The organism is Archaeoglobus sulfaticallidus PM70-1 (assembly GCF_000385565.1).
Taxonomy (GTDB): domain Archaea; phylum Halobacteriota; class Archaeoglobi; order Archaeoglobales; family Archaeoglobaceae; genus Archaeoglobus_A; species Archaeoglobus_A sulfaticallidus.
Map to the genome: position 1 here is coordinate 1,884,958 of NC_021169.1, position 22,099 is coordinate 1,907,056.

The 22,099-nt window shown below is 44.5% G+C and carries 24 protein-coding genes and 2 tRNA genes; 14 read left to right on the top strand and 12 right to left on the bottom strand.

The window, feature by feature from the left end; genetic code table 11:
* Positions 1-43: 43 nt before the first annotated feature.
* Positions 44-1,393 carry a RuvB-like helicase gene (locus ASULF_RS10135; protein WP_015591637.1) on the bottom strand — a complete coding sequence of 450 codons (1,350 nt, stop codon included), beginning with the start codon at positions 1,391-1,393 and terminating at the stop codon, positions 44-46.
* A 328-nt stretch (positions 1,394-1,721) separates the two neighbouring features.
* On the opposite strand from ASULF_RS10135, the gene ASULF_RS10140 reads away from it, so the two are divergent.
* From ASULF_RS10140 to ASULF_RS10180, 9 genes are all read left to right on the top strand, one after another.
* The gene (locus tag ASULF_RS10140) at positions 1,722-2,066 is read left to right on the top strand and encodes an Mth938-like domain-containing protein (protein ID WP_015591638.1); all 345 of its coding nucleotides are present in this window, start codon (positions 1,722-1,724) and stop codon (positions 2,064-2,066) included.
* Between the two features lie 41 nt (positions 2,067-2,107).
* Entirely contained in the window at positions 2,108-3,385 is a 1,278-nt protein-coding gene (glyA, locus tag ASULF_RS10145) for a serine hydroxymethyltransferase (protein WP_015591639.1), read from the top strand.
* 80 nt (positions 3,386-3,465) lie between these two features.
* Positions 3,466-4,065 carry an orotate phosphoribosyltransferase-like protein gene (locus ASULF_RS10150; RefSeq protein WP_015591640.1) on the top strand — a complete coding sequence of 200 codons (600 nt, stop codon included), beginning with the start codon at positions 3,466-3,468 and terminating at the stop codon, positions 4,063-4,065.
* A 10-nt stretch (positions 4,066-4,075) separates the two neighbouring features.
* On the top strand, positions 4,076-5,002 hold the full coding sequence (gene aglJ, locus ASULF_RS10155) for an S-layer glycoprotein N-glycosyltransferase AglJ (RefSeq protein WP_015591641.1): 927 nt from the start codon (positions 4,076-4,078) through the stop codon (positions 5,000-5,002).
* A gap of 57 nt (positions 5,003-5,059) precedes the next feature.
* A tRNA-Arg gene (locus tag ASULF_RS10160) sits at positions 5,060-5,132 on the top strand.
* A gap of 250 nt (positions 5,133-5,382) precedes the next feature.
* The gene (locus tag ASULF_RS10165; RefSeq protein WP_015591642.1) at positions 5,383-6,660 is read left to right on the top strand and encodes a hydroxymethylglutaryl-CoA reductase, degradative; all 1,278 of its coding nucleotides are present in this window, start codon (positions 5,383-5,385) and stop codon (positions 6,658-6,660) included.
* 96 nt (positions 6,661-6,756) lie between these two features.
* Positions 6,757-7,044: an OadG family protein gene (locus ASULF_RS10170; protein WP_015591643.1), complete on the top strand. Its 288-nt coding sequence runs from the start codon at positions 6,757-6,759 to the stop codon at positions 7,042-7,044.
* Positions 7,041-7,457 carry a biotin/lipoyl-containing protein gene (locus ASULF_RS10175; RefSeq protein WP_015591644.1) on the top strand — a complete coding sequence of 139 codons (417 nt, stop codon included), beginning with the start codon at positions 7,041-7,043 and terminating at the stop codon, positions 7,455-7,457. Before ASULF_RS10170 ends, ASULF_RS10175 begins: the two co-directional genes overlap by 4 nt.
* A gap of 10 nt (positions 7,458-7,467) precedes the next feature.
* Positions 7,468-8,577: a sodium ion-translocating decarboxylase subunit beta gene (locus ASULF_RS10180; protein WP_015591645.1), complete on the top strand. Its 1,110-nt coding sequence runs from the start codon at positions 7,468-7,470 to the stop codon at positions 8,575-8,577.
* A gap of 46 nt (positions 8,578-8,623) precedes the next feature.
* Here ASULF_RS10180 and ASULF_RS10185 read toward each other — a convergent pair whose 3' ends face one another.
* The 4 genes from ASULF_RS10185 to xth form a co-directional block, all read right to left on the bottom strand.
* Positions 8,624-9,265 (bottom strand): RNase P subunit p30 family protein, encoded by a 642-nt coding sequence (locus ASULF_RS10185; protein ID WP_015591646.1) that lies wholly within the window; start codon positions 9,263-9,265, stop codon positions 8,624-8,626.
* Positions 9,255-9,698, bottom strand: coding sequence for an RNA-binding domain-containing protein (locus ASULF_RS10190; protein WP_015591647.1), 444 nt, complete (start codon positions 9,696-9,698; stop codon positions 9,255-9,257). The genes ASULF_RS10185 and ASULF_RS10190 overlap by 11 nt, the downstream gene beginning before the upstream one ends.
* A 13-nt stretch (positions 9,699-9,711) precedes the next feature.
* Positions 9,712-10,287 (bottom strand): 50S ribosomal protein L15e, encoded by a 576-nt coding sequence (locus tag ASULF_RS10195; protein ID WP_015591648.1) that lies wholly within the window; start codon positions 10,285-10,287, stop codon positions 9,712-9,714.
* Between the two features lie 71 nt (positions 10,288-10,358).
* On the bottom strand, positions 10,359-11,123 hold the full coding sequence (gene xth / locus ASULF_RS10200) for an exodeoxyribonuclease III (RefSeq protein WP_015591649.1): 765 nt from the start codon (positions 11,121-11,123) through the stop codon (positions 10,359-10,361).
* 107 nt (positions 11,124-11,230) lie between these two features.
* Between xth and ASULF_RS10205 the strand changes: the two genes are divergently transcribed.
* Positions 11,231-11,305 (top strand) — tRNA-Glu (locus ASULF_RS10205).
* Positions 11,306-11,515: 210 nt separating this feature from the next.
* Here ASULF_RS10205 and glyS read toward each other — a convergent pair.
* The 5 genes from glyS to ASULF_RS10230 all read right to left on the bottom strand — a co-directional run bounded on the left by glyS (position 11,516) and on the right by ASULF_RS10230 (position 17,411).
* Entirely contained in the window at positions 11,516-13,216 is a 1,701-nt protein-coding gene (glyS, locus tag ASULF_RS10210; protein WP_015591650.1) for a glycine--tRNA ligase, read from the bottom strand.
* A 109-nt stretch (positions 13,217-13,325) separates the two neighbouring features.
* Positions 13,326-14,258 carry an ABC transporter permease gene (locus ASULF_RS10215; protein ID WP_015591651.1) on the bottom strand — a complete coding sequence of 311 codons (933 nt, stop codon included), beginning with the start codon at positions 14,256-14,258 and terminating at the stop codon, positions 13,326-13,328.
* Positions 14,255-15,310, bottom strand: coding sequence for an ABC transporter permease (locus ASULF_RS10220; protein WP_015591652.1), 1,056 nt, complete (start codon positions 15,308-15,310; stop codon positions 14,255-14,257). Before ASULF_RS10220 ends, ASULF_RS10215 begins: the two co-directional genes overlap by 4 nt.
* Positions 15,300-16,811, bottom strand: coding sequence for an ABC transporter ATP-binding protein (locus tag ASULF_RS10225; protein WP_236609685.1), 1,512 nt, complete (start codon positions 16,809-16,811; stop codon positions 15,300-15,302). The genes ASULF_RS10220 and ASULF_RS10225 overlap by 11 nt, the downstream gene beginning before the upstream one ends.
* A 3-nt stretch (positions 16,812-16,814) precedes the next feature.
* Positions 16,815-17,411 carry a phosphoribosyltransferase gene (locus ASULF_RS10230; protein ID WP_015591654.1) on the bottom strand — a complete coding sequence of 199 codons (597 nt, stop codon included), beginning with the start codon at positions 17,409-17,411 and terminating at the stop codon, positions 16,815-16,817.
* 166 nt (positions 17,412-17,577) lie between these two features.
* On the opposite strand from ASULF_RS10230, the gene ASULF_RS10235 reads away from it, so the two are divergent.
* From ASULF_RS10235 to ASULF_RS10250, 4 genes are all read left to right on the top strand, one after another.
* Positions 17,578-17,895: a hypothetical protein gene (locus tag ASULF_RS10235; RefSeq protein ID WP_015591655.1), complete on the top strand. Its 318-nt coding sequence runs from the start codon at positions 17,578-17,580 to the stop codon at positions 17,893-17,895.
* A gap of 78 nt (positions 17,896-17,973) precedes the next feature.
* The gene (fen, locus tag ASULF_RS10240) at positions 17,974-18,987 is read left to right on the top strand and encodes a flap endonuclease-1 (protein ID WP_015591656.1); all 1,014 of its coding nucleotides are present in this window, start codon (positions 17,974-17,976) and stop codon (positions 18,985-18,987) included.
* A gap of 26 nt (positions 18,988-19,013) precedes the next feature.
* On the top strand, positions 19,014-19,529 hold the full coding sequence (locus ASULF_RS10245; RefSeq protein ID WP_015591657.1) for a MogA/MoaB family molybdenum cofactor biosynthesis protein: 516 nt from the start codon (positions 19,014-19,016) through the stop codon (positions 19,527-19,529).
* Between the two features lies 1 nt (position 19,530).
* Positions 19,531-20,640 (top strand): ORC1-type DNA replication protein, encoded by a 1,110-nt coding sequence (locus ASULF_RS10250; RefSeq protein ID WP_015591658.1) that lies wholly within the window; start codon positions 19,531-19,533, stop codon positions 20,638-20,640.
* A gap of 231 nt (positions 20,641-20,871) precedes the next feature.
* Here ASULF_RS10250 and ASULF_RS10255 read toward each other — a convergent pair whose 3' ends face one another.
* Together ASULF_RS10255 and ASULF_RS12075 are read right to left on the bottom strand one after the other, a co-directional pair.
* The gene (locus ASULF_RS10255; RefSeq protein ID WP_015591659.1) at positions 20,872-21,876 is read right to left on the bottom strand and encodes an SAM-dependent methyltransferase; all 1,005 of its coding nucleotides are present in this window, start codon (positions 21,874-21,876) and stop codon (positions 20,872-20,874) included.
* Between the two features lie 16 nt (positions 21,877-21,892).
* Positions 21,893-22,063 carry a hypothetical protein gene (locus tag ASULF_RS12075; RefSeq protein ID WP_169336407.1) on the bottom strand — a complete coding sequence of 57 codons (171 nt, stop codon included), beginning with the start codon at positions 22,061-22,063 and terminating at the stop codon, positions 21,893-21,895.
* Between the last annotated feature and the right edge of the window lie 36 nt (positions 22,064-22,099).

Sequence of the window (22,099 nt, forward strand, 5' to 3'; positions counted from 1 at the left end):
AAGAGTTGGCAGGTGGTTTAAAAAATTTTGTGAGTTAAACAGCTCAGGCAGAGATCAGCCTCTCTTCCCACTTCTTGAGATATGCTGAACTCTGGGTGACATCCGCGAATATTTCTGCTGCTCTTTCTACATCCTCAACCTCAACCTTCTTAGCTTCTCTCAGCTTCGCGAACTCATGGGCGGGAGCCAGTAGCTGTACAGCATACCTCATGCTGTTCTCAGCACCAATATCCGTCAGCTTCTCGAGGGCATCATCGCTGAGCATTATTCCAGACTCTGCAGCCCTGATCTCGAGAATTGTCTTGATCTCATCCCTCTTGTATGGCTCGGTGGTTATGATCAGCAATCTGTCAAGGAGATCAAGCGGGATACCATGGGGAGCGACAAGGTCGGTTCCTCTTATCTTGGAGAACCCTCTGTTCGAAGCCAGAATTATGATGGGCGCCATCTCAGACTCCATGGCCCTGTTCATGAATGCAAAAAGCTCTATGTCCATCAGATGCGTCTCATCTATAAACAGCACTCCCGGAACCAGCTCAGCCCTTCCTTCCTCGACCCACTTCTTAACCTGCTCATCCACAGCCTCCCTGACCTCGCTGTCGATCTCTCTCGACTGAGATGTGAACAGGCTGAATATCGAAGTCCTTCTAGCATTCGCTTCATCTAGGTCGTGCAGGGTAACAACATAGGTGAACTCCCTTTCTTTCTCCACCTTCCCTGACGGAACCTCAACCACATCGCTTCCACCAAGATCATATTTCTTGCTCGCCTTCTCACTCCTGCCGATTATCGAGATTCTGCCGGTCTCCTTGTCTATCATTATAACGTCTCCAACCTGAATACCATACTGCAGAAACTGCAGGGCCATTCTGCCACTAACGCTGAATGTTCTGGTCTCATCTTTAGTACTCAGAGTGAGTGTCGCAGACTCCGGGATCTTCTGGGTTGGGTTGTACGGGTTGGGAACCATGTTGTAGTCCAAGCCCGTAACCTCTCCCTCCAAAACTGTCCTCGTCTCCCTTATCCTGACACCGATAGCCTTCCTCATCGACTGAATTAACGCTTCAGTTTTTTTCATCTCAGCACTGTAGAACTCCGATGCGCTTGTCTGCACAAACGGGATGTCCTTGCCGAGTTCCTTGCTTATTGCAACTGCAATGGCTGTCTTTCCGGTTCCCGGTGGGCCTGCCATCAGTATGCCCCTTCCAGCCATTTTGCCAGACTTGATCAATCTGACTATAACTCCAGCAGCCTCTCTCGCCTTCTTCTGCCCAACCAGACCCTCTGCAACATCCTTCGCCCTTAAATTATCATCAAGACCCAGACCTCTGATGTGAGAATGAGCACCAACCCTCTCGAACCTCTGGGCGATCTCCCTTATCTCACTCGCCATGGGGATCACCAAGATGAGTGGGTATGAATTACTATATATAGTTTGCGTAAGTTTAAACTCAGAGATAGCCAATTGAGCGTTGTACAGGGTTTTTGGAAACAACTTCAGCCAGTTCCATATAATTCGGGGATTTAGCGGAAAAATTTACAATCGTCCGATCTGTTAAATTTTTGATTGAAATCAAAAATTGAATCCTGAACCTATCCCAAGTTGTTAGCTAAAAGATCTTCTAGTGTAACTCAATCAAAACCTAACTCTAACTTTTTTCCAGTTAGATCTACCAAAATCGGAAAATCAATTTTATATGCTCAGCAAACTAAAAACTTTCATGGAGCTCGCATACGATTTTGGCAAACTCTACATAGACAAAAAGCTGTACACCTCTGATTTAATTCTTGGCAGAGAAGGTATAATCAACAAGAGGTGGTGGAGAAAGGAAGGACACCGAGTTCAGAAAGAAGATATAGATGACATTCTTAACAGAAACTCGGATATTGTGATTTTTGGTACAGGCTATCATGGGGTTGTGAAAATAGATGAAGAGGTCATAAACCTGATAAAACAAAAGGGATCGGAAGTAGAGGTGGCAAAATCTAGAGTTGCTGTGGAAATATTTAAAAAAGCTCTTTCAGAGGGAAAGAATGCGATTCTCGCGATACATCTAACCTGTTAATCATTCCAAATACTTAAATAACTCTATCATACCCTATGAATATGGGTTCACAATTCGAATCTGAAAAGCTCTTGAGCAGAGTTGAGGATATTGTTAGGAAGCATCACGAGTTTTTCAGAAATTCATTGCCAATGATAGCAAGTGAGAACCTGACGAGCAGTTTTGTCAGGAGGTACTATACATCGGATTTGGGGCATAGATATGCAGAAGGAAAGGTTAATGAGAGGTTCTATCAGGGATGTGCGTATATCGATGAAATAGAGGAGATGGCAATAAAGTTAACAAAAAAGTTGTTCGATGCAGAACATGCGAATGTTCAGCCTATTAGTGGTGTAACAGCCAACATAGCCGGATTTTTTGCTTTAACAAATCCAGGAGACCTGATAATGTCGCTATCTGTTCCCTGTGGTGGACACATATCCCATGATACGATTTCTGCTGCTGGGATAAGAGGGCTTGATGTTATCCACTATCCGTTCAACAACGAGGAGATGGAGATAGATGTTGATGAAACCAGAAAACTTGCTATGGAGAAAAAACCAAGGCTTTTTGTTCTCGGTTCAAGCCTTATTCTCTTCCCTCAGCCAGTAAAGGAAATATCTGAACTGGCGAGTGAGATTTCTGCTAAGGTTATGTTCGATGCGAGCCACGTTCTTGGTCTTATTGCGGGAAAGAAGTTTCAGGATCCACTGAGAGAGGGTGCAGATATCGTTACGGGATCAACCCATAAAACATTCTTTGGCCCCCAGAGGGCGATAATCCTGTCCAGAAAAGAACTGGCAGATAAGGTAGATAAGGCTGTATTTCCGGGTGTTGTGAGCAACCACCATCTGAACACACTAGCAGGATATGTTGTTGCCGTAATCGAGATGCTTGAGTTCGGAAAAGAGTATGCAAGAGATGTTGTGAGAAATGCAAAGAAGCTCGCGGAATCCCTCTACAATTATGGATTTGACGTTGTAGGAGCTAACAGAGGATTTACAGAATCACATCAGGTGGCTGTTGATGTGAGCAAGATTGGTGGTGGGGAAAAAGTTGCGAGAGAGCTTGAGAGAATAAACATAGTGCTCAACAAAAACCTGCTCCCATGGGATAGCATGGAAAAAACATCAAACCCATCTGGTATAAGGCTGGGGGTTCAGGAGCTAACCAGACTTGGTATGAAAGAAAATGAAATGGAAGAGATAGCCGATATCTTCTACCTGAAGCTCATGAAAGATGAGAGTGATGCAAAGCTGAGGGAGAGAGTAATCGAACTGAAATCCCGATTCAGGACGATTAAGTATACCTTTGAGGAAGAGGAGGCATACGAATTTTAGATTGAGCAATTTTTTATTCAGCCTATGCGAGATAAAGATTTAATATATTCGACAACAAAAATCACTTGGAGGTTAAGAGAATGACGAGAATCGAAAGCCTGATTGAGAAGGCCAGGAGATTGAAGGAAAAAGGCCTAACCACAGGCGAGATAGCAGATGAGCTTAATGTTTCAAGAGAGACTGCACTCTGGCTTCTCACAAAAGCCACTGAGGATATTTCCCCCCCATCAGATGTCTATATCGAGTGGAGAACTTTCGTAAAATCTCCATATAGAATGAGAAATATTGCGAAATCACTTGTAGATATGGTTCTCGATGTGATTGAGGATGAAATTGAGGTCGTGATAGGTATCGCAACCAGCGGAATACCTATAGCAACGATGATTGCCGAAGAGCTTAACGCGGATCTGGCCTTATACTATCCAAGAAAGCTGAAATGGGAAAATGAAGAGAGAGAGATTGCGGGAACACTGAGCGAGAACTATGCTAAAGTTGATAGAAAGAACTGCATAGCAATTGATGATATCATCACCACGGGAAGCACGCTCAGAGAGGTTGCGGAGTATGTGAGCAAAAAAGAGGGCAAGCTGTTATGTGCCTGTGTTGTTATCGATAAGAGGGGGCTTGAGGATATTGGTGGTGCTCCTGTACTGAGCATGCTGAAGGTTACGAGGATCTGAGGTATAGCCGATGGATCTTGACAGGGTGTGCGTAATAATCCCAACCCTCAACGAGGAGGAGGCAATAGGACATACCATCGATGAGTTCAAAAAAGAGGGTTTTAACAATATATTTGTAATTGATGGCAACAGCACGGACAGAACAAGGGAGATCGCCAGAAAGAAGGGAGCAAAAGTTGAGGTGCAGTCTGGAAAGGGAAAGGGACAGGCTGTAGCTGAGGCTTTCAAGCTGGTGGATAGCGATGTGATAATTCTTGTTGATGGCGATGGCACATATCCGGCAAAAGATGCAAAGAAACTTTTAGATCCTATTTTTAAGGATGTCGCCGACCATGTTGTTGGCAATAGGCTAAAAAACTATGAGAAAGGAGCTTTTACCAGGCTGAATCTGTTCGGAAACAAGATCATAAACTTTATTTTCAGACTTTTTTACGGAGTTGAACTGTACGATATCCTTTCTGGATATAGAGCTTTGAGAAAGGAGTTATACAAAAGTGTTGAGCTTCAGAAAAGAGGATTTGAGGTTGAAACCGAACTGACAGTTGAAACAATATCCAAGGGCTTCAGAATGGTGGAGGTACCAATAGAGTACAGAAAGAGAGGTGGTAAAACGAAGCTCAATCCGCTGAAAGATGGGTGGAGGATAGTTTCCACAATATACAATCTTCTCCCGAGATACAGTCCCGGCAGGCACATGTACCCTTTTGGGTTAATTATGCTTTTTTTGGGGTTCATAACCGGAATTTATGTCGTCTATGAATGGTTTCACAGGATAACTCACAGCCTGCTCGCCATACTGACGACCTTACTTATAATCGCAGGCATACAGGTTATCATCTTCGGATTTATTGCCGATGTCGTGTTCAAGATAAACGCTGAAATCAGAAGAGATTTAATCCTGCTTAGAGAAGAGGTCAAAAAGATTAAAAGAGATTAATCTCCGTGGATACCATTACAAAAATACTTTTAAGCTAGGAAGTTTTATGTAGCCTTGGCTCCCGTGGGGTAGGTGGACATCCTCGAGGTCTCCGGAACCTCAGACCCGGGTTCGAATCCCGGCGGGAGCGTAAGAAACTAAGTTTCCTCGTCATTAAACCACCCTGCAGTCTATCTTCAGCCTCTCACCCCAGGTAAAAACGGGATGTTTTTCTTCTAATACCCATTAGCCCATGGGAGATGACAGGTAGGGCAACTGTTGCATCAATGCATGCTTGCACTGATCAACTCCAACGATTTTTAACTGCCTTTAGCTCAACCAAAGGAGGCCGAAACATAATCAAGAAAAACCTTTAAATTAAACATCTCGAATCTCGAATTATGGCATCCGAGAAATCTTCAAGAATTGAGGGTTTTTACAAATTACCCATTGAGAAGCGGTTGAAGAAAGTTGTAGAATTTTCCGGTTTGAGCGATGAAGAAGCTGAACTGCTGAAAAAAACCGGAAGCTTATCGATAGATATTGCAGACAGAATGATAGAGAATGTTATCGGAACCTTTGAACTCCCAATAGGTATTGCAACAAACTTTCTAATCGATGGTAAGGATTACCTCATCCCCATGGTCATTGAAGAGCCTAGTGTTGTTGCCGCAGCGAGCAATGCAGCGAAAATGGCGAGAGTCAAGGGAGGATTCTGGACATCTTCAACCGGCCCGCTGATGATAGGGCAGGTTCAAGTCACGAATCTCCCAAATCCTAACTATGCGAGGCTTCAGGTTCTGGCACACAAGGATGAAATAATAGAGAAAGCCAACGAGCAGGATCCTATGCTTGTATCCCTCGGAGGAGGTTGCAAGGACATCGAGGCAAGGGTCATAGACACCATGAAAGGAAAGATGCTGATTATCCACCTCATAGTCGATGTCAGGGATGCAATGGGTGCGAATGCCGTAAACACGATGGCTGAGGCTGTTGCACCCCTCATCGAGAAGATTACTGGCGGGAGAGTGTATCTGAGAATCATATCAAATCTGGCAGTTTACAGACTGGCTAGAGCCTATGCAATTTTTGACAAGGATGCTATCGGTGGAGAGGAGGTTGTGGAGGGCATCATGAACGCCTACGCCTTTGCCCTGGCAGATCCATTCAGGTGTGCGACCCACAACAAGGGAATTATGAACGGGATCTCTGCAGTCGTTCTCGCTACGGGAAATGACTTCAGAGCGATAGAGGCTGGAGCACATGCCTATGCTTCGTTGAACGGATACAAACCCCTTACAACCTATGAGGTGAACAGCAAAGGTGATCTTGTTGGAACTATTGAGGTACCTGTGGCTGTTGGAGTTATAGGCGGTTCAACCTCTGTCAACCCTCTCGCCAAAATAAACCTCAAGATACTGGGTGTTAAGAGTGCCGACGAGCTTTCGAGAATAATTGCTGCAGTTGGGTTAGCCCAGAACTTTGCTGCTTTGAGGGCTCTGGCAACTGAGGGCATACAGAGGGGACACATGTCGCTCCATGCGAGGAACATAGCCATCTCCGCTGGAGCAAAGGGTGATGAGATAGACAAGGTTGTTGAGGTTCTGGTTAGGGAAAGGAAGATCAGGATGGACAGGGCGATGGAGATTCTGAAGGAGATCAGGAGTAAAAAGGGCTAACACACTTTTAATTTTATTTCTTCTTCGGTCAATCCACTACCAAATCAAAAATCGAAACAGAAAAATTTTATTACATGTTTGTTCATTCACAATCAAATGTCCTTAACTCAGGCGTTGGCTATTTCAGCTGAGGGGATAAGCGGAGTTTTTATAGTACTTGGGCTACTGGCTCTATTCATATGGCTGATGGGTTTTTTTAACTTCGAAAAGACAGAAAAAGTTGAGGAAAATCAAAAAGCTCAAGAGAAGTTCTCTGAAAAGGAGAAATTTGCCATCATAGCTGCAATATATCATCTGGAAGAGGGTGGGCGTGAGATGGTTGTTGATGTTATGGCTCCATCAGAGTGGAAGAAAACCGCGAGAGTTGAGCAGGTGATGCTATGAAGGGTTTTAAGATCGCCATAGATGATGAGGAGTTCGATGTTTTTGTTGAAAAGCTTGATGATAATGTTTACAAGGTTCAGATAAACGACAAAACTGCTGTTGTCTCAATAAGGGATGATATAATTGAGTTCAAGGATTCGGAAGCTATAGTTGTTAGAGAGGAAAAAGCGAGAAGTGTTGAAGTAAAGAAAGATGTTGGAAGAAGAGAGATCAAGTCTATGCTACCGGGGACGGTTATGAAAATTCTGGTGAAAGAAGGCGATAAGGTTAACGCCGGAAATACGGTGCTGATACTGGAAGCCATGAAGATGGAAAACGAGATCACGAGCCCGTTTGATGGCATAGTTAAGGAAATCAGAGTCAAGAGCGGGGATAGAGTCGATACAGGAGATGTGCTTGTTGTCATAGAGTAGGTGAGCCTTGATGGATTTTTTCTCCATCACAGCGATCTCTGAACTTACTCCCGGAAATGCAGTTTTGATCTTAATAGGCCTGGCCTTAATTTATCTTGGGATAAAGAAAGAGATGGAACCTTTACTCCTCGTACCGATCGGTATTGGCGCCATACTGGCCAACATACCGAAAGGCGGGATAGCGGACATCGAGGGTTATGGAGGAATACTGGGAATCTTTTTGAAGTACCTTATAAGCACGGAAATCGTTCCTCTTCTGATCTTCCTCGGGATAGGTGCCTTAACCGACTTCGGACCGTTGATAGCAAATCCCAAAACATTTCTATTGGGTGCTGCAGCTCAGATAGGTATTTTCTGTGCGTTCATAATGGCGATGCTGCTCAATTTCACACCACAGGAATCAGCATCCATCGGCATAATAGGTGGGGCTGATGGACCAACAACTATCTATACTACCACCATCCTCGCACCCCACATGCTCGCAGCAACGGCCATCGCGGCTTACAGCTACATGTCTCTCGTCCCACTGATCCAGCCTCCGATAATCAAAGCCTTGACGACCAAAGAGGAAAGAAGAATCAGGATGAAGACTTTGAGGAAAGTTTCAAGGACAGAGAAAATAATCTTCCCTATTGCGACGATGATAATTACAGGCCTTTTGGTTCCTGCAGCCCTTCCGCTGATAGGCATGCTGATGGCAGGAAACATCTTTAGGGAGAGTGGTGTTACTGAGAGGCTGGCAAAAGGTGCGAGTGAGGAACTTCTGAACATCATGACAATAATTCTTGGACTCACGGTTGGAAGCACCATGAAGGCGGAGAGCTTTCTTACAGTAAAGACCATTCTAATCTTGCTGCTTGGTGTTTTTGCATTTGCCACAGCCACAGCAGGTGGTGTGCTTCTCGCCAAGCTAATGAACCTGTTTGTAAAGGAAAAAGTCAATCCGATGATAGGTGCTGCTGGAGTTTCAGCCGTTCCAATGTCGGCAAGAGTCGTTCAGAAACTTGCCTTGGAAGAAGATAAGGAGAATCACCTGCTCATGCATGCGATGGGGCCAAATGTTGCCGGAGTTATCGGCTCTGCCACCGCTGCCGGGATACTGATACACCTTCTCGCCTGAAATTTTGCATAAACTTTAACGGATTTCCCATTAACAGTATTTCGAGTTAGCAACTAACGATCTCCAGACCATCGAGTAAATACTCGCTGTCGTAGTATCTTCTGATTACCGCTCTCAAATTTTCCAGACTTCTGGAAAAGTCGGCTCCAAAATAGGTAAAAAAAGTTTTTAACTGCTTAATATGTCTCATCTCACAAAACTCACCGGCTCCAGAACTCAGAACAAGGTTTGTCGAGTGTTTTTTTGCAATTTTAATGACATTAATCATGCTCTCGATCAGCCTAGCCCTTCTGTATCCTCTGCTGTGGATAAACCTGTACATCGGTATCTCAACCGCCACATTCTTCTCAGCACATAGCTTCAGCGAGATGTAGTCCATTACGTGAAAGGAATCAACGATCAGATCAACTTTCTTCCTCGAAATAGCTTCCCTTATAACCGAAACATTATTGCTCTTAACTGCAACTATCCAGCTCTTGCTGGCCTTTCTTAACTCCTTTTTTAAAGAGTTGGTGTCATCACACTCAATAAAATAGGCTGGAAAAGCAAAATCCAGAGCACTATCTTCATCAAACTCTTTTGTAAGAAACAGGCATGAGTCAAATCCCATCAGCTCAAGTTCCTCTCTTTTTGGTTTAAATCTCAGCAAATCTGGTTTTATGCTCTTAAAGTCCATCTTAAAGTCCATGGATTATCAACTCTTTCGCAAAATCGATGACCTTATCCCTCTTGAGAGGGAAGGTTGTCAGCTTTGTTTTCATTATGATTCCATCACCCCTCGGGATCAACTTAACCTCATCGAGAAAAGCTGCCTGTTTATCAAACCTCATGTACAGTGTTCCATCGTCATCTATTCTGAGATCCAGCTCATCAAGGAGATACTCTTTCTGATCTCCGAGTCTGTCCATTATGTAGTTCCACAGCTCTTTTATCTTCCTTTTGTTCTTAATCTCCACTTCCAGAAACATCATCGGGTTTCCGAAGTGTCCTTCGGCATCAGATGCCTGAATCTCGAACTCAAAAGGGATTAGATTGGATATTGCATAGGCTACCTTTTCATGATCCTCGGTTGAATGAACAGTAGCGTAAAAACCTATCCTCTCAATTCTACCATTGCTCATAAAAAACAAAAAATTAAGATCTGAAGTTGGCCCTAAGGCTTGGTCTTACCTTTTCAGCCCCTCTTCCTCTGTTTCTCAATCCTCTTCCCTTCTTTCCTGCAGAAGTCAACCCTCTAAATGCTCTTCCTTTCTGCCTGCATATCCACGAAAGGTCTTTGTCAGCCTTTATATCTGGAGAGTCCCTATCGACAAGGATGACCTCAAACCACTTGTACTTTCCATCCTCTCCAACCCAGTAGGAGTTCAGAACCTCCATGTTTCTGTACTTTCTTGCTGCCCTCTCCTCCGCTATCCTCTGCAGACTCTTCTTCGGTGTTCTCTTGTTAACGAGCATGTTCTTGGTTTTTCTGCCCTTTCTGAATCTCGTTATATGTCTTCCTCCCCTTCTCACTCTAACTCTGACTACGATTATTCCCCTCTTGGCCTTGTATCCGAGCGTTCTGGCTCTATCCAGTCTGGTTGGTCTTTCAACTCTCACTACCGCAGGATCCCTTCTCCACTTCTGCAGCCTGACCCACATGAGTTCAGCGACATAACTCCCTTTCGGATTTTTCCACGCTTCTCTGATGTATGCGTAGCATGACTTCATGAACTAACACCTCATGAGCTTGATTAGAGTTGTATTCTGGGTGAGTTAATAAATATATCGCATATGGCATGCTAAACCTCAAAGTCCGCAACAAGCACTGTGTGATCGGATGGTTTCTCCCTGAGTCTCGAATTCATGTCGATATAGCAATCCACTGACCTCTCAGCCAGGGACTCTGTTGCGAGGATGTGATCAACCCTCCACCCTAGTCCCTTTTCAACAGCATTCCTCACCCTGTAGTCGAAAAAAGTGTACTGCCTGTCATCCGGATGATGTTTTCTGAAGATATCTACAAAGCCGAGGGACAGGATTTCTTTAAAGGCTTTTCTCACATCTTCATGGAAGCAAACATGATTCTTCAACCTTTTTGGATTGTGAACATCTATCTCCTCTGGAGCGACATTGAAATCTCCACATATCAGGATGTGATTGCTCAAATTGAGATTTTCAAGGTAGTTCTTAAACCTTTTATACCAGTCGAGCTTGTACCTGAACATTGGACTATCCAAGCTCTGCCCCTGAGGTGCATATATATTGATCACTGTTATTCCATCGATAACAGCCCTCAAAAGCCTGTCCCTGTCATTACCATCAAGCCCGGAGTCGAACTCCTCTGGCTCTTTTTTGCTGACTATTGCCACACCATTTCTACCCTTGGAGCCACTAAAAACAACATGATAGCCGATTCTGTGAAACTCGGATTCGGGAAAGTTCTTGTCAGCTACCTTTGTTTCCTGCAGGCATAGAATGTCGGGTTTGTGCTCCCTGATCCATGGGATAACGATATGCAATCTCGATCGAATGGAGTTCACATTGAATGTTGCAACTCTGAGCATGGAAATAGCCCTATCTCGGATTTAAAAAAATGTTGTGTTGTCAGTTGCAGAAACTACACAAGGGTTGCACAAGATTTTTAAATCCAGTCGGTCAGATGCAATGACAGGCTCCGGTGGTGTAGCCCGGCCAATCATTCCGGCCTTTCGAGCCGGCGACCCGGGTTCAAATCCCGGCCGGAGCACTTATTACTTGTTAAATTTTGATTTTTTCCAACATAACCAGCTTTGAGCCCGATAATTAGTGCTGGATCTTGTCTGAATAGATCTAAATCTGAATAAATCTAAAATAACTTAAAAATTTTTGAGCCCGTTTGAGATTTTTTACGGTTAACTGTCTTAACCAACTGAATTACTATTTTATTTTATAAAATTATGATTAAAAGTACTTAAAATTACTCCTTAAAAATCTCTCCAAACTCCGAGATGTCTCTCTCGCTACTCAAAAGCTCCTTCAACACATCAACAAGCTTCTCCACTTCAACTCTAATCTGCTTTGTCGTATCCCTGTCCCTTATCGTTATAGTCGAGTCCTCGAAGGTTTGATGATCTATCGTAACGCAGAAAGGTGTACCTATCTCGTCATACCTCCTGTATCTCCTGCCGATGCTTCCAGAGTCATCCTTCTCCGTGAAAATCCCTGCCTCCTTCAACTTTGCAGTCAGCTCTTCAGCCTTGCTGGTGAAAGGCTCCCTTGAGAGGAGGGGAAGAACTGCAACCTGGACAGGAGCTATCCACCTCTTCAGTCTCAGTACTCTCCTTGTCTCCCCATCAACGACATCCGTATCGAACGCATGCTCCAGTATGGCATAGGTTATCCTGTCGAGTCCAAACGACGGTTCGATAACATTTGGCACCACTCTCTCTCCATGGATTAACTCTTCCTTCTCCTCGAAATCGAAGAACGAGCTGTCGATGCGCATTTCCTCACCATCAACATTCAGTACGATGCTGTCACCAACCTCACCCTCGTATTTCTCGATCATCTCTGCAATCTTCTTCGTCTTCTCCCTGAAAACCGGGCCGAGCTTTTTCATATTCGGAATGAGCCTTCTGACCTTAACCTTCACAGGCTCGTCGTAGTATACGAAAACGCTGAGATCTTCCTTGCTGTACCTTCTGTGCCTTGAGAGGTCGTAATCTCCTCTGTCAGCTATACCGACTATCTCGATCCAGCCATAGGATGTATATGCCTCTGCATCCCAGCAGTCCACTGCATAATGGGCTTTTTCGTCATCCTTGTGCTGCCTGAACCTCATTCTCTTCTCATCTATCCCAGCTTTCAGGAGAAAATCGGCAGTCTTGCCGATGAAGTAGGCGAGGAGTTCATGGGCTATTATCCCCCTCTCAACAGCCTCGCCAAGGGTTATGTTATGCTCCTGATCGAATTTATCGACAAGGGTTACCGTGAAATTCCTGTATTTATCAAAATCAGGATGTTTCTTCTCCTTGGGATGAACAAAATACTCCAGCTCAGCCTGATTGAACTCTCTAAGCCTGATCACACCCTGTCTGGGACTGATCTCATTCCTGTAAGCTCTTCCAATCTGGCATACACCGAATGGGAGTTTGTTTCTGAAATAGTCTGCCAGCCTCTTGAAGTTTATAAACATCCCCTGAGCGGTCTCTGGGCGGAGATATCCCTTCTTGCCCCTTCCCGGACCGATTGTTGTTGAGAACATCAGATTGAAGTTTTCAGGAGACTTGAAATCTCCACCACATTCACATTTGAGATCATATTCTGAAAGGATCTCCATAACAGACTCAATCGTCTCATCAGCCTCTATTCCGAGCTTCTCCTTTATGTAGTGATCAGCCCTGAATATCTTCCCACAGTTCTCACACTCAATGGCCACATCCGTAAACGACTCCGCATGTCCTGATGCGATGAATACCTCTTCTATGCCTATCGTTGGTGTATCTATCTCAACCGCCCTCTCATTGACGACGAAATACTTCCTCCAGAGGTTCTCTATAGCCCTTCTCGTGTTGTTCCCGAGAGGCCCGTAATCAAAGAAACCAGCCATACCTCCATATATTTCAAATGACTGCCAGAGAAATCCCCTTCGTATCAGCATTTCTGTGATTTCGCTCATTTCACCACCTTTATTCGAGCAGATTGGACTGTCAGACTAAGCTCTACCCACCACTATTAAATTTTTCCACTTCCAATGGAAATAAGGGGGTTTAAAAAATCATTAAAAATCAGTACTTCTGCTCCCTTATGTATGGCTTGCCCAATGCAGAGGGTGCACCGAACTTTTCTTTCTCCCTTATAACCCCTACCAGCAGAACGAGTATCGTGAAAACATAGGGCACCATCCTCATGAAGTGATATGAAACTCCAAGCCCGAGAGCCTGAAGCTTGAAAGATAGTACATCAAGCCCTCCAAAGAGGTAGGCTCCGAATATAGCCCTATGTGGTGTCCATCCGCTGAATATCACTAAAGCCAGACAAATCCAGCCTCTTCCAGCAGTCAATCCCTCAGTCCAAACCTTCGCGTATGCGAGACTCAGGTATGCTCCAGCAACCCCAACCAAGAATCCGCCTATCAGCACAGCAATAAACCTCACTCTGTCAACAGGAATTCCCATCGTGTCTGCAGCCTCCGGGTTCTCACCTACGGCAAAAAGCTCCATGCCATACCTCGTTTTGTTCATGATGAACCATATCACTGGAACCAATGCAATGCCGAGATACACGAATGGATCGTGGCTGAAGAGAGCAGTTCCCAGATACGGAATATCAGAGAGGTAAGGTATCTCCATCGGGGTTATATATTCAGCCACTGTACCGACAAAGTCCTTTCCGAGGAAGCCTGTTAGGCCAAGACCAAGGAGAACCAGCATGAGTCCCGTCACAGCCTGATCAACTTTAAGTGTGACGGTGAAGAAAGCATGTATTATGGCAAGCAGAAGCCCTGCCAGACCACCGATCAGAATGCCCAGCCATGGATTTCCGGTCACAAGGCTGACATAAAAGCCAGTCATCGCACCCATGATCATTATCCCCTCAAGGCCCAAGTTCAGCACACCGCTCCTTTCGGTAATTATCTCTCCGAGAGTTGCGAATAGCAACGGTGTTCCAGCCCTCATCGAGGCTGCTATGAGCGATGCCAAGAATTCCACCTCGATCATGATCTACCTCCAAGTTTTATCTTGTATCTCGTGAAGAAATCACCGCCAATTATGAACAGAACAACCAGAGCCTGAAAAACATCAACTATTGCCACAGGAATACCAAAGGTCGTCTGCATTGCAGAACCACCAACATACAGCCATCCGAACAGGAAGGCTGACAGGATCACAAAAAGGGGATTGCCTCTTGCAAGCAAAGCTACTGGAATCCCAGTATATCCGTAGCCCGGAGATACATTAGCCCTCAACCTCATGTGCAGTCCGCTAACCTCGATCATTCCAGCAAGTCCCGCAATCATTCCGGCGAGGAGCATTGTGGAGACTACCACCCAGCTCCTTTTGATACCAGCGTACTCTGCAGATCTCGGATTTGAGCCAAATATTCTGACAGAGAAGCCATAAGATGTCTTCATCATCAGTAAGTAAATCAGTATGGCCACAACAAATGCTATTATAACGCCGAGATGAAACCTCGTTCCGAAAAATCTTGGAAGTATTGCGTAATCGCCAAACAAATCTGAATACGGGAAGTTATAAACATACTTCCCCTTCATTGGCCCGTAAACAAGATATTCCACCCAGTATATGGCAACATAGTTCAGCAGTAGCGTTGAAATTATCTCGTTCAAATCGAATTTGGCCTTTAAAAAGGCTGGAATTGACGCCCAAACCATCCCGAAAAACGCTGCAAAGATAATCATCAGGGGTATAACGACAGCAGAAGTGTGGATTGGCAGATATAGGGCTATCACGCTTGCAGCAAAAGCCCCCATGTAAAGCTGACCCTCAGCACCGATGTTCCACAAACCAGCCCTCAGAGGTATGGACACTGCAAGCCCTGTGAGTATGATTGGTGCTGTCTTCACGAAAAGCTCGGTAACACCAAACTTGGTTGCAAATGCCCTGTACATCATCGTTGAATAAGCATCTACAGGATTCACACCGATTATCGCAAGCAGAACTCCAACGAAGAACAGCGATGCAAGAATCGATCCAGCAGTTATGTACAGGTAGATTCTCTTTGGAGTTTCAAGCCTTCTCTCAATCCTCATTGATTTCCCCTCCAGACATCAAAATCCCGATTTTCTCCATATCCGGCTCCTCGAAAATCCCTCTTATCTGCCCCTCGTAGATAACAGCAATTCTGTCGCTCATCTCCACTATCTCATCCAGATCTTCAGAAATCAGGATTACAGCCTTACCCTCTTCAGAGAACTGTATCAGCTTCTTTCTGACATACTCTATTCCAGCTATGTCGAGACCTCTCGTTGGCTGAGATGCGATCAAAAGCCTCGGGTTTCTGGAGAACTCCCTCGCGATTATGAGCCTCTGCATGTTCCCTCCAGACAGCGTACTTGCCAGAGCGTGTACCGAGGGTGTTTTGATGTCGTACTCCTTAACAAGCCTTTCAGCATGAGCTTCGATGTTGCTGAAATCAATAATACCCTTCCTGCAGAACTTCCTGTAATCTCTCAAAACGAGGTTGTCGGCTATGGTTAAAGATAATGCCAGTCCCGAGTTTATTCTATCCTCCGGAATGCAGGAGATCCCCAACTGAATTCTTTCATAAACGCCAGCAGAATCTATCCTCTTTCCATCGAAGTATATCGCTCCTCTCTCTATGTCCCTAACCCCAACGATGATCTCTTCAAGCTCCCTCTGCCCGTTACCCGAAACTCCGGCGATTCCAAGGATCTCACCCTCTCTAACGGAGAGGTTAATGCCTTTCAGTGCCATCAGACCCCTGTCATCCCTAGCATAAACATCTTTAAGCACGAGAACATCTCTGCCATAGTTCCTGACGCTCTTTCTGAACTCCATTTTGATCTCTCTTCCGACCATCATCTTGGCCAACTCTTTCTCGTTCGTTTCTGATGTGACAATGGTCCCCACATTTCTTCCTTTTCTCAGCACCGTAATCCTGTCGGTTAGCTCAAGAGCCTCTCTTAGCTTGTGGGTTATAAAAAGAACAGTTAGTCCCTTTTCTTTCATGCTCTTCAGGGCAACAAACAGCTTTTCAGTCTCTGAGGGAGTTAACACAGAGGTTGGTTCATCGAGGATCAAAAGCTTGACATCTCTCATGAGGGATTTTAGTATCTCAACCCTCTGTTCCTCTCCGACACTCATGTTGACAACGATCTCATCAAGGTCAACATCTATCTTCGATTTCTCCATTATCTCCTTTATTCTCTCTCTAGCCCATCCGTAATCCACGAGCGGGTCGTTGGGAGTTTTGTACCCAAGGATTATGTTGTCCAGAGCGGTCATCTTGTTGACGAGCTTGAAGTGCTGATGAACCATTCCGATTCCAGCTTCTATTGCATCTTTTGGAGAGTTAAAGACCCTTTTCTTACCGTCAAAGATTATCTCACCGCTATCTGGTTTGTAAAGTCCATAGAGAATACTCATCAGCGTTGTTTTTCCAGCACCGTTCTCTCCCAGCAATCCGTGGATTTCCCCTTTCCTCACCTTGAGGTTAACCCTGTCGTTCGCCACAACTCCTGGGAATACCTTCGTTATGTTCCTCATTTCGAGGATATACTCTGACAACACTCCTCACCCTATAAGCTCTTTTGCAAGCTCGATAATCTCCTTACTCAATGTAAGGTTGAATCTCCTTTTAATTTCATCGATTAGCTCATCCGTGGATTTCTCCTTGTAGTTGTCAATTTTCTTCAAAAAGCCTATAGCCGTCTCGGTCAGACCCCATGGATACACTATCCACACCCATCTGCTGAAAATCTCTCCGGAAAAGTCTGGAATGAACTCCGAAGTCTTCTTGTACTGCAGAACAGCGGTCTTGATCTCCCTTGCTCCAGCTTTTCTCAGATGTGAGACAACAACATTGAGTGTTTTTCCAGTGTCGGCAACATCATCCACCAGCAGAACCTTTTTTCCGGACATGTCAACATTTATCGGCTGGGTTATGACTGCATCGTCTCTGGATTCTGCAACATCCCAGTACTCAGCTTTGACGCTGTAAAGCTCCCGGATATTCAGGAAATCGCTGATTATTCTCGCAGGAATCCATCCTCCTCTACCTACAGCAACTATCGCATCCGGTTTGAACCCCGATTTTCTCACATCTTTTGCGATCGTAAAGCAAACCCTGTAAATGTGATCCCATGTAAGTAGCTGACATTCAACTTCCATGTCCCTGATTTGTTCGTGAGTTTTAAACTTTTTCTAATACACCCAATTGTCTCCATTTATCATCCTAAATGCTTCACTTAGTCAAACCGAGTCAAAGTGAGCCAGGTTAGCAAAACTAATGAAAAAATTATATATTATTTGAGATTATCAAAAGTTGGTGGTGGTGATGGAGAATAGGGATGTTGCGATTTCAGCCGTTATGGTGTTCTCCGCTGTGATGCTGACATACAAATGGCTTTCGTTATACGACAGGGTAGATGCTTCGGTGATCTTCTTTGCATTCCTGTTGACACTATCTCTCGGAGCGCTGTTCATAAGCATGGAACTCAGGATGAAAAAGATCATGGAGGAGTTCGAGAACACCAAGAGGGCCATAGCAGTAAATACAGGAAACCTCGAGGACAGTTTCGAAGAGATTCTCCAGAAGTACCTTGAGGTTATTGATGATAGGCTTGAAGGAATTGAAAGAAGAATTTATCGCTGAAAAAGCCAAAAGAAGCTGAAAAAAGTTGAAAAGCCACTAAACCAGAAAAAATTTATTTTTAAAAAGCAAACCCAATTCATGGGTTCAGATATAGGAGAGCTCTTTGAAAAAGAGAAAGTTGAGCTTGACTATTTTTCAGGATATAAGATATCGATTGATGCTTTCAACACAATTTATCAGTTTCTCTCGATCATAAGGCAGCCAGACGGCACACCTTTGAAGGATTCTCAGGGAAGGATAACCTCTCACCTCTCAGGCCTCCTTTACAGAACTGCGAACATGGTTGAGGTAGGCTTAAAACCAATATATGTCTTCGATGGACAACCACCAGAGTTCAAGAGGAAAGAGATCGAGGAGAGAAAGAAAAGAAAGATGGAAATGGAGGAGAAGCTTGAGATTGCAAGGGAGATGGGAGAGAAGGATCTGAAAAAGTATGCTCAGGCTACAGCAAGGGTTGACGAGTACATTGTAGAAACCTCAAAACTTTTGTTGGGCATGATGGGTATTCCATGTATCGATGCTCCCTCCGAAGGGGAGGCACAGGCTGCATACATAACGCTGAAAGGAGATAGCGACTTTACAGGAAGTCAGGACTATGATTCCTTGCTGTTTGGAAGTCCAAAGCTTGCGAGGAATCTAACCATCACGGGCAAGAGGAAGCTTCCCGGAAAGTATGTCTATGTAGATATAAAGCCAGAGATCATAAACCTGAGCAAAAATCTGAGGAGGCTTGAGATAACCAGAGAACAGCTTGTGGACATAGCTATCCTCGTTGGAACAGACTACAACGATGGTATAAAGGGTGTGGGGCCAAAAAAAGCTTACAACCTAATAAAGAAGTATGGTGATGGAGATAAGGTATTAAAAGCCATTGGTAAGAGCATAGAGAACTTAGAGGAGATCAGAGAATTCTATCTCAACCCTCCCGTGACGGATGACTATGAGATAAAATTCTCAAAGCCAGATGCTGAGAAAATAGTTGAGTTTTTGTGTGAGGAGCATGATTTCAGCAGGGATAGGGTTGAAAAGGCAGTGGAAAAACTCACTGCCGGGCTGAAAACCAGTCAGATGAACCTGAGCAGATGGTTTTAGGTGTTGCATGGATGGGGGTGTTGCATATGCATAAACATGAAACCAGACTGGACTTCAGGGTTGGAATAGTGACAGTCTCAACATCCAGATTCGAGAAGTACGGGAATTTGAGAGGGATAGACAAAATACCAGAAGACGATGGTTCCGGCAGGGAGATATTTGAGGCGTTCAAAGATCTAGCAACGGATTACGCACTGGTTGCAGATGATGTTGAGGCGATAAAGAATACCGTCTCCGAGATGCTCAAAGAATGTGATGCCGTTATAGTTAATGGTGGAACGGGCCTGAACCCGAAGGATGTAACGATTGAAGCGATAGAGCCTCTGCTTGAAAAGAAGATAGATGGTTTTGGAGAAATCTTCAGATATCTGAGCTACAAAGAGGTTGGCACGTCAGCAATTCTCTCAAGAGCCACAGCGGGAATCGTGAACTCCAAAGCAGTATTCTGCCTGCCTGGATCGAGAAATGCTGTCGAGCTGGGTTTGAGGATAATCAGAGAGTCTTTAGCACACATTCTGTCCCATGCGAAAGGGTTGAAGTAAGATGAGGTTTCTTGCATGGGATGAAACCCTTTTCAAGAACCCTGAAGTTTTCGATCCAGATTACATTCCGGAGAAGCTATACTTCAGAGACTCACAGCTCAGGAGGATTTCAGCGAATCTTAAGCCAGCTATCCGAAAAACTCAGCCAGTAAACATGCTCTGCTTAGGCCCTCCCGGAACTGGAAAAACTTCTGCCATAAAACTGATTTTCAGAGAACTTGAGGATTTCGATGTTATCCCCGTTTATGCTAACTGTCAGCTTCTTGGCTCCAAGCAGGCAGTATTCGGCAAGATATTCGAAGCTCTCTACGGATACAAGCCACCATCATATGGCATCCCTTTTGCCAAGCTGTATGCGTCGATTTTGAACAAAGTCCTTGAGATCGACAAGGTGCTTGTGGTTGCGCTTGACGATATAAACCTCCTTCTGAATGATACCCAGATAAACGATGTGCTGTATGCGATACTCAAGGCGTATGAAGAGGTTGATGGGGTAAAAACAGGAGTTATAGCGATAGGAACTGATTTAAAGCTAAATGCGAGGCTCGATGAGAGAGTTGGCTCGATATTTCACCCTGATGAAATTCTTTTCCCACCATACGGCTTGGAAGAAATATTCGAGATCTTGAAAAACAGATGTCTTGTGGGCTTTTACAGAAATGTCATCAGCGACGCGGTCATAGAGAGGGTTGCAGAGCTGACATACGAGACCGGAGATCTGAGGGTTGGTTTGTATCTCCTGAAAATGGCGGGAATATCCGCAGAAGAAAGAGGCTCAAGGAAGATATCCATAGAGGATGTTGAAAAAGCCTTTAGCAAGAGCAAAGTTGTTTTGCTGAAGAAGTGCATCTCAATGCTCAACCAGGAAGAGAGGGAGATTTTAAAGCAGATATATCAGCAAGACGACATTTCTACTGGTGAAATGTACAAAAAGGTCCGCAAAGATCACAAAATTGGATACACGAAGTTCTACAATATTATCTCAAAGCTCGAGAACCTGAGGCTGATAGACTTATCATACTTAAAGAGGGGTAAGGGCAGAACCAGGTCTATCGTAAGGAGATTCGACAGAGAAACGGTTTTAGGGGCGTTGAAGGAGTTTGCAATATGAAACTGATTTTCGGAAGATTTCAACCTTTCACAACTCGGGCTCGTTCTCCGGACGACTGAGAGGTTACGAGGTTTCCTCGGGGTGACTGACGAGAGTCACACAAAAAGAAAAGCTTTGCAGGGGAGTTGTAGAATAAAATCGATTGGAGGCTGGAAAATGCATGAGGAATGGATTGAAAGTGAAGTGCCCGTGAGCATGTCTTGCAAGCAACGGGAAGATAAAAAGAGAAAATCAACCCTCAGGTAGAACTTCAAGCTCTTCTGGATGGGGGTAGTTATACTTTTTCCAGTATCCAAAGTTTGGAATCCACTTCAAACAGTTAAGCTCCTTGACATCGATGTTCTTCTTTAATATCATAACCTTCACAGACCCAAGCTTTGGATCCTTGTAGACTGATGTGAGCTTCTTTATCTCATCGCTGAACTCTTCTACAAGACCAAGCGTGCTCTTCATTATGTGCATGTAGTTCGTCAGGCCAAACACTTCCAGACCCATTTTTCTAGCAACATTGGCAACAATAGGTATGTTAAGCGGAATCCTCATCCTCATCTTTCCTGGGGAGGCATATGGATCGTGAGTGTGGACTGTCTCATCATAGCATGTGATTGCATCACAGAGCTCCTCGCTCATGTAGTCCGTTATAACCATAAATCCTGTTGAGAGTTTTTTACACAGCTGCTGAATGAGCTTTAAAGCCTCAATGCTGAGATAAACCTTCTTAGAGGGATCTATCTTTTCCAGAACATCCGAAAATTCGTCAAAGAGGGATTTATCTATGTCTTCTATTTTCTCCTCAAACCTTCCGTTCTTGAAATCAACAAAAACCTGCTTGTTAGATAGCAGGATGTGTGATGGCAGCGCACTCAAAATCCGGCTGATAAGGATTACACCCTCACATGACTCCACTTCATCGAACTTGCACACCCTGACCCCTGGCGGGATTTTATCCGGTTTGTTAAAAGCACTCTCAACCAGATAGTATTCTGCGTTTACAAGCTTTGTGAGTCTTTTAAGCAGTCTCGAACTCGTCATCCCAAAATCGTATATGCTACCACCACAGATCTCCACCATCTCGTTCAGGCAGTTGGCAATCGTTTTCGCGAGGTAGTCCATGAACTCGGATGAGAATTTCAGCTCAAAGGCAAACTCCCTGCTCATCGATAGCTCCATGTACCTGCTGAAGGGTATCGAACCTTCCTTTTTTATTATTTCTGCAATCTCCTCGAATTTCGCCATAACCAACCTCCCAACCCTAAAGCTTCTCAAAAAACATTCCCTGTTTTTTAGTCAGCCTCCTACCGCCACAAAACGGGCAAAAGAGGTTGGGTATGTGAAGGGTTCCCGAATAGCTCGTTGTCCTACGAACAACCAGATCGAATTCTGAGCCACATCTCGTGCAGTAAAGATTTTCAAGCTTTCCCATGTTTGTTTAATGTTGTAAGAGGGTATATAAAAAACT

What these genes read in the sequence shown, in the direction of transcription:
- ASULF_RS10135 (WP_015591637.1), bottom strand. Translation starts at nt 1,393, where the DNA reads ATGGCGAGTGAGATAAGGGAGATCGCCCAGAGGTTCGAGAGGGTTGGT.
- ASULF_RS10140 (WP_015591638.1), top strand. Translation starts at nt 1,722, where the DNA reads ATGGAGCTCGCATACGATTTTGGCAAACTCTACATAGACAAAAAGCTG.
- glyA (WP_015591639.1), top strand. Translation starts at nt 2,108, where the DNA reads ATGGGTTCACAATTCGAATCTGAAAAGCTCTTGAGCAGAGTTGAGGAT.
- ASULF_RS10150 (WP_015591640.1), top strand. Translation starts at nt 3,466, where the DNA reads ATGACGAGAATCGAAAGCCTGATTGAGAAGGCCAGGAGATTGAAGGAA.
- aglJ (WP_015591641.1), top strand. Translation starts at nt 4,076, where the DNA reads ATGGATCTTGACAGGGTGTGCGTAATAATCCCAACCCTCAACGAGGAG.
- ASULF_RS10165 (WP_015591642.1), top strand. Translation starts at nt 5,383, where the DNA reads ATGGCATCCGAGAAATCTTCAAGAATTGAGGGTTTTTACAAATTACCC.
- ASULF_RS10170 (WP_015591643.1), top strand. Translation starts at nt 6,757, where the DNA reads ATGTCCTTAACTCAGGCGTTGGCTATTTCAGCTGAGGGGATAAGCGGA.
- ASULF_RS10175 (WP_015591644.1), top strand. Translation starts at nt 7,041, where the DNA reads ATGAAGGGTTTTAAGATCGCCATAGATGATGAGGAGTTCGATGTTTTT.
- ASULF_RS10180 (WP_015591645.1), top strand. Translation starts at nt 7,468, where the DNA reads ATGGATTTTTTCTCCATCACAGCGATCTCTGAACTTACTCCCGGAAAT.
- ASULF_RS10185 (WP_015591646.1), bottom strand. Translation starts at nt 9,265, where the DNA reads ATGGACTTTAAGATGGACTTTAAGAGCATAAAACCAGATTTGCTGAGA.
- ASULF_RS10190 (WP_015591647.1), bottom strand. Translation starts at nt 9,698, where the DNA reads ATGAGCAATGGTAGAATTGAGAGGATAGGTTTTTACGCTACTGTTCAT.
- ASULF_RS10195 (WP_015591648.1), bottom strand. Translation starts at nt 10,287, where the DNA reads ATGAAGTCATGCTACGCATACATCAGAGAAGCGTGGAAAAATCCGAAA.
- xth (WP_015591649.1), bottom strand. Translation starts at nt 11,123, where the DNA reads ATGCTCAGAGTTGCAACATTCAATGTGAACTCCATTCGATCGAGATTG.
- glyS (WP_015591650.1), bottom strand. Translation starts at nt 13,216, where the DNA reads ATGAGCGAAATCACAGAAATGCTGATACGAAGGGGATTTCTCTGGCAG.
- ASULF_RS10215 (WP_015591651.1), bottom strand. Translation starts at nt 14,258, where the DNA reads ATGATCGAGGTGGAATTCTTGGCATCGCTCATAGCAGCCTCGATGAGG.
- ASULF_RS10220 (WP_015591652.1), bottom strand. Translation starts at nt 15,310, where the DNA reads ATGAGGATTGAGAGAAGGCTTGAAACTCCAAAGAGAATCTACCTGTAC.
- ASULF_RS10230 (WP_015591654.1), bottom strand. Translation starts at nt 17,411, where the DNA reads ATGGAAGTTGAATGTCAGCTACTTACATGGGATCACATTTACAGGGTT.
- ASULF_RS10235 (WP_015591655.1), top strand. Translation starts at nt 17,578, where the DNA reads ATGGAGAATAGGGATGTTGCGATTTCAGCCGTTATGGTGTTCTCCGCT.
- fen (WP_015591656.1), top strand. Translation starts at nt 17,974, where the DNA reads ATGGGTTCAGATATAGGAGAGCTCTTTGAAAAAGAGAAAGTTGAGCTT.
- ASULF_RS10245 (WP_015591657.1), top strand. Translation starts at nt 19,014, where the DNA reads ATGCATAAACATGAAACCAGACTGGACTTCAGGGTTGGAATAGTGACA.
- ASULF_RS10250 (WP_015591658.1), top strand. Translation starts at nt 19,531, where the DNA reads ATGAGGTTTCTTGCATGGGATGAAACCCTTTTCAAGAACCCTGAAGTT.
- ASULF_RS10255 (WP_015591659.1), bottom strand. Translation starts at nt 21,876, where the DNA reads ATGGCGAAATTCGAGGAGATTGCAGAAATAATAAAAAAGGAAGGTTCG.
- ASULF_RS12075 (WP_169336407.1), bottom strand. Translation starts at nt 22,063, where the DNA reads ATGGGAAAGCTTGAAAATCTTTACTGCACGAGATGTGGCTCAGAATTC.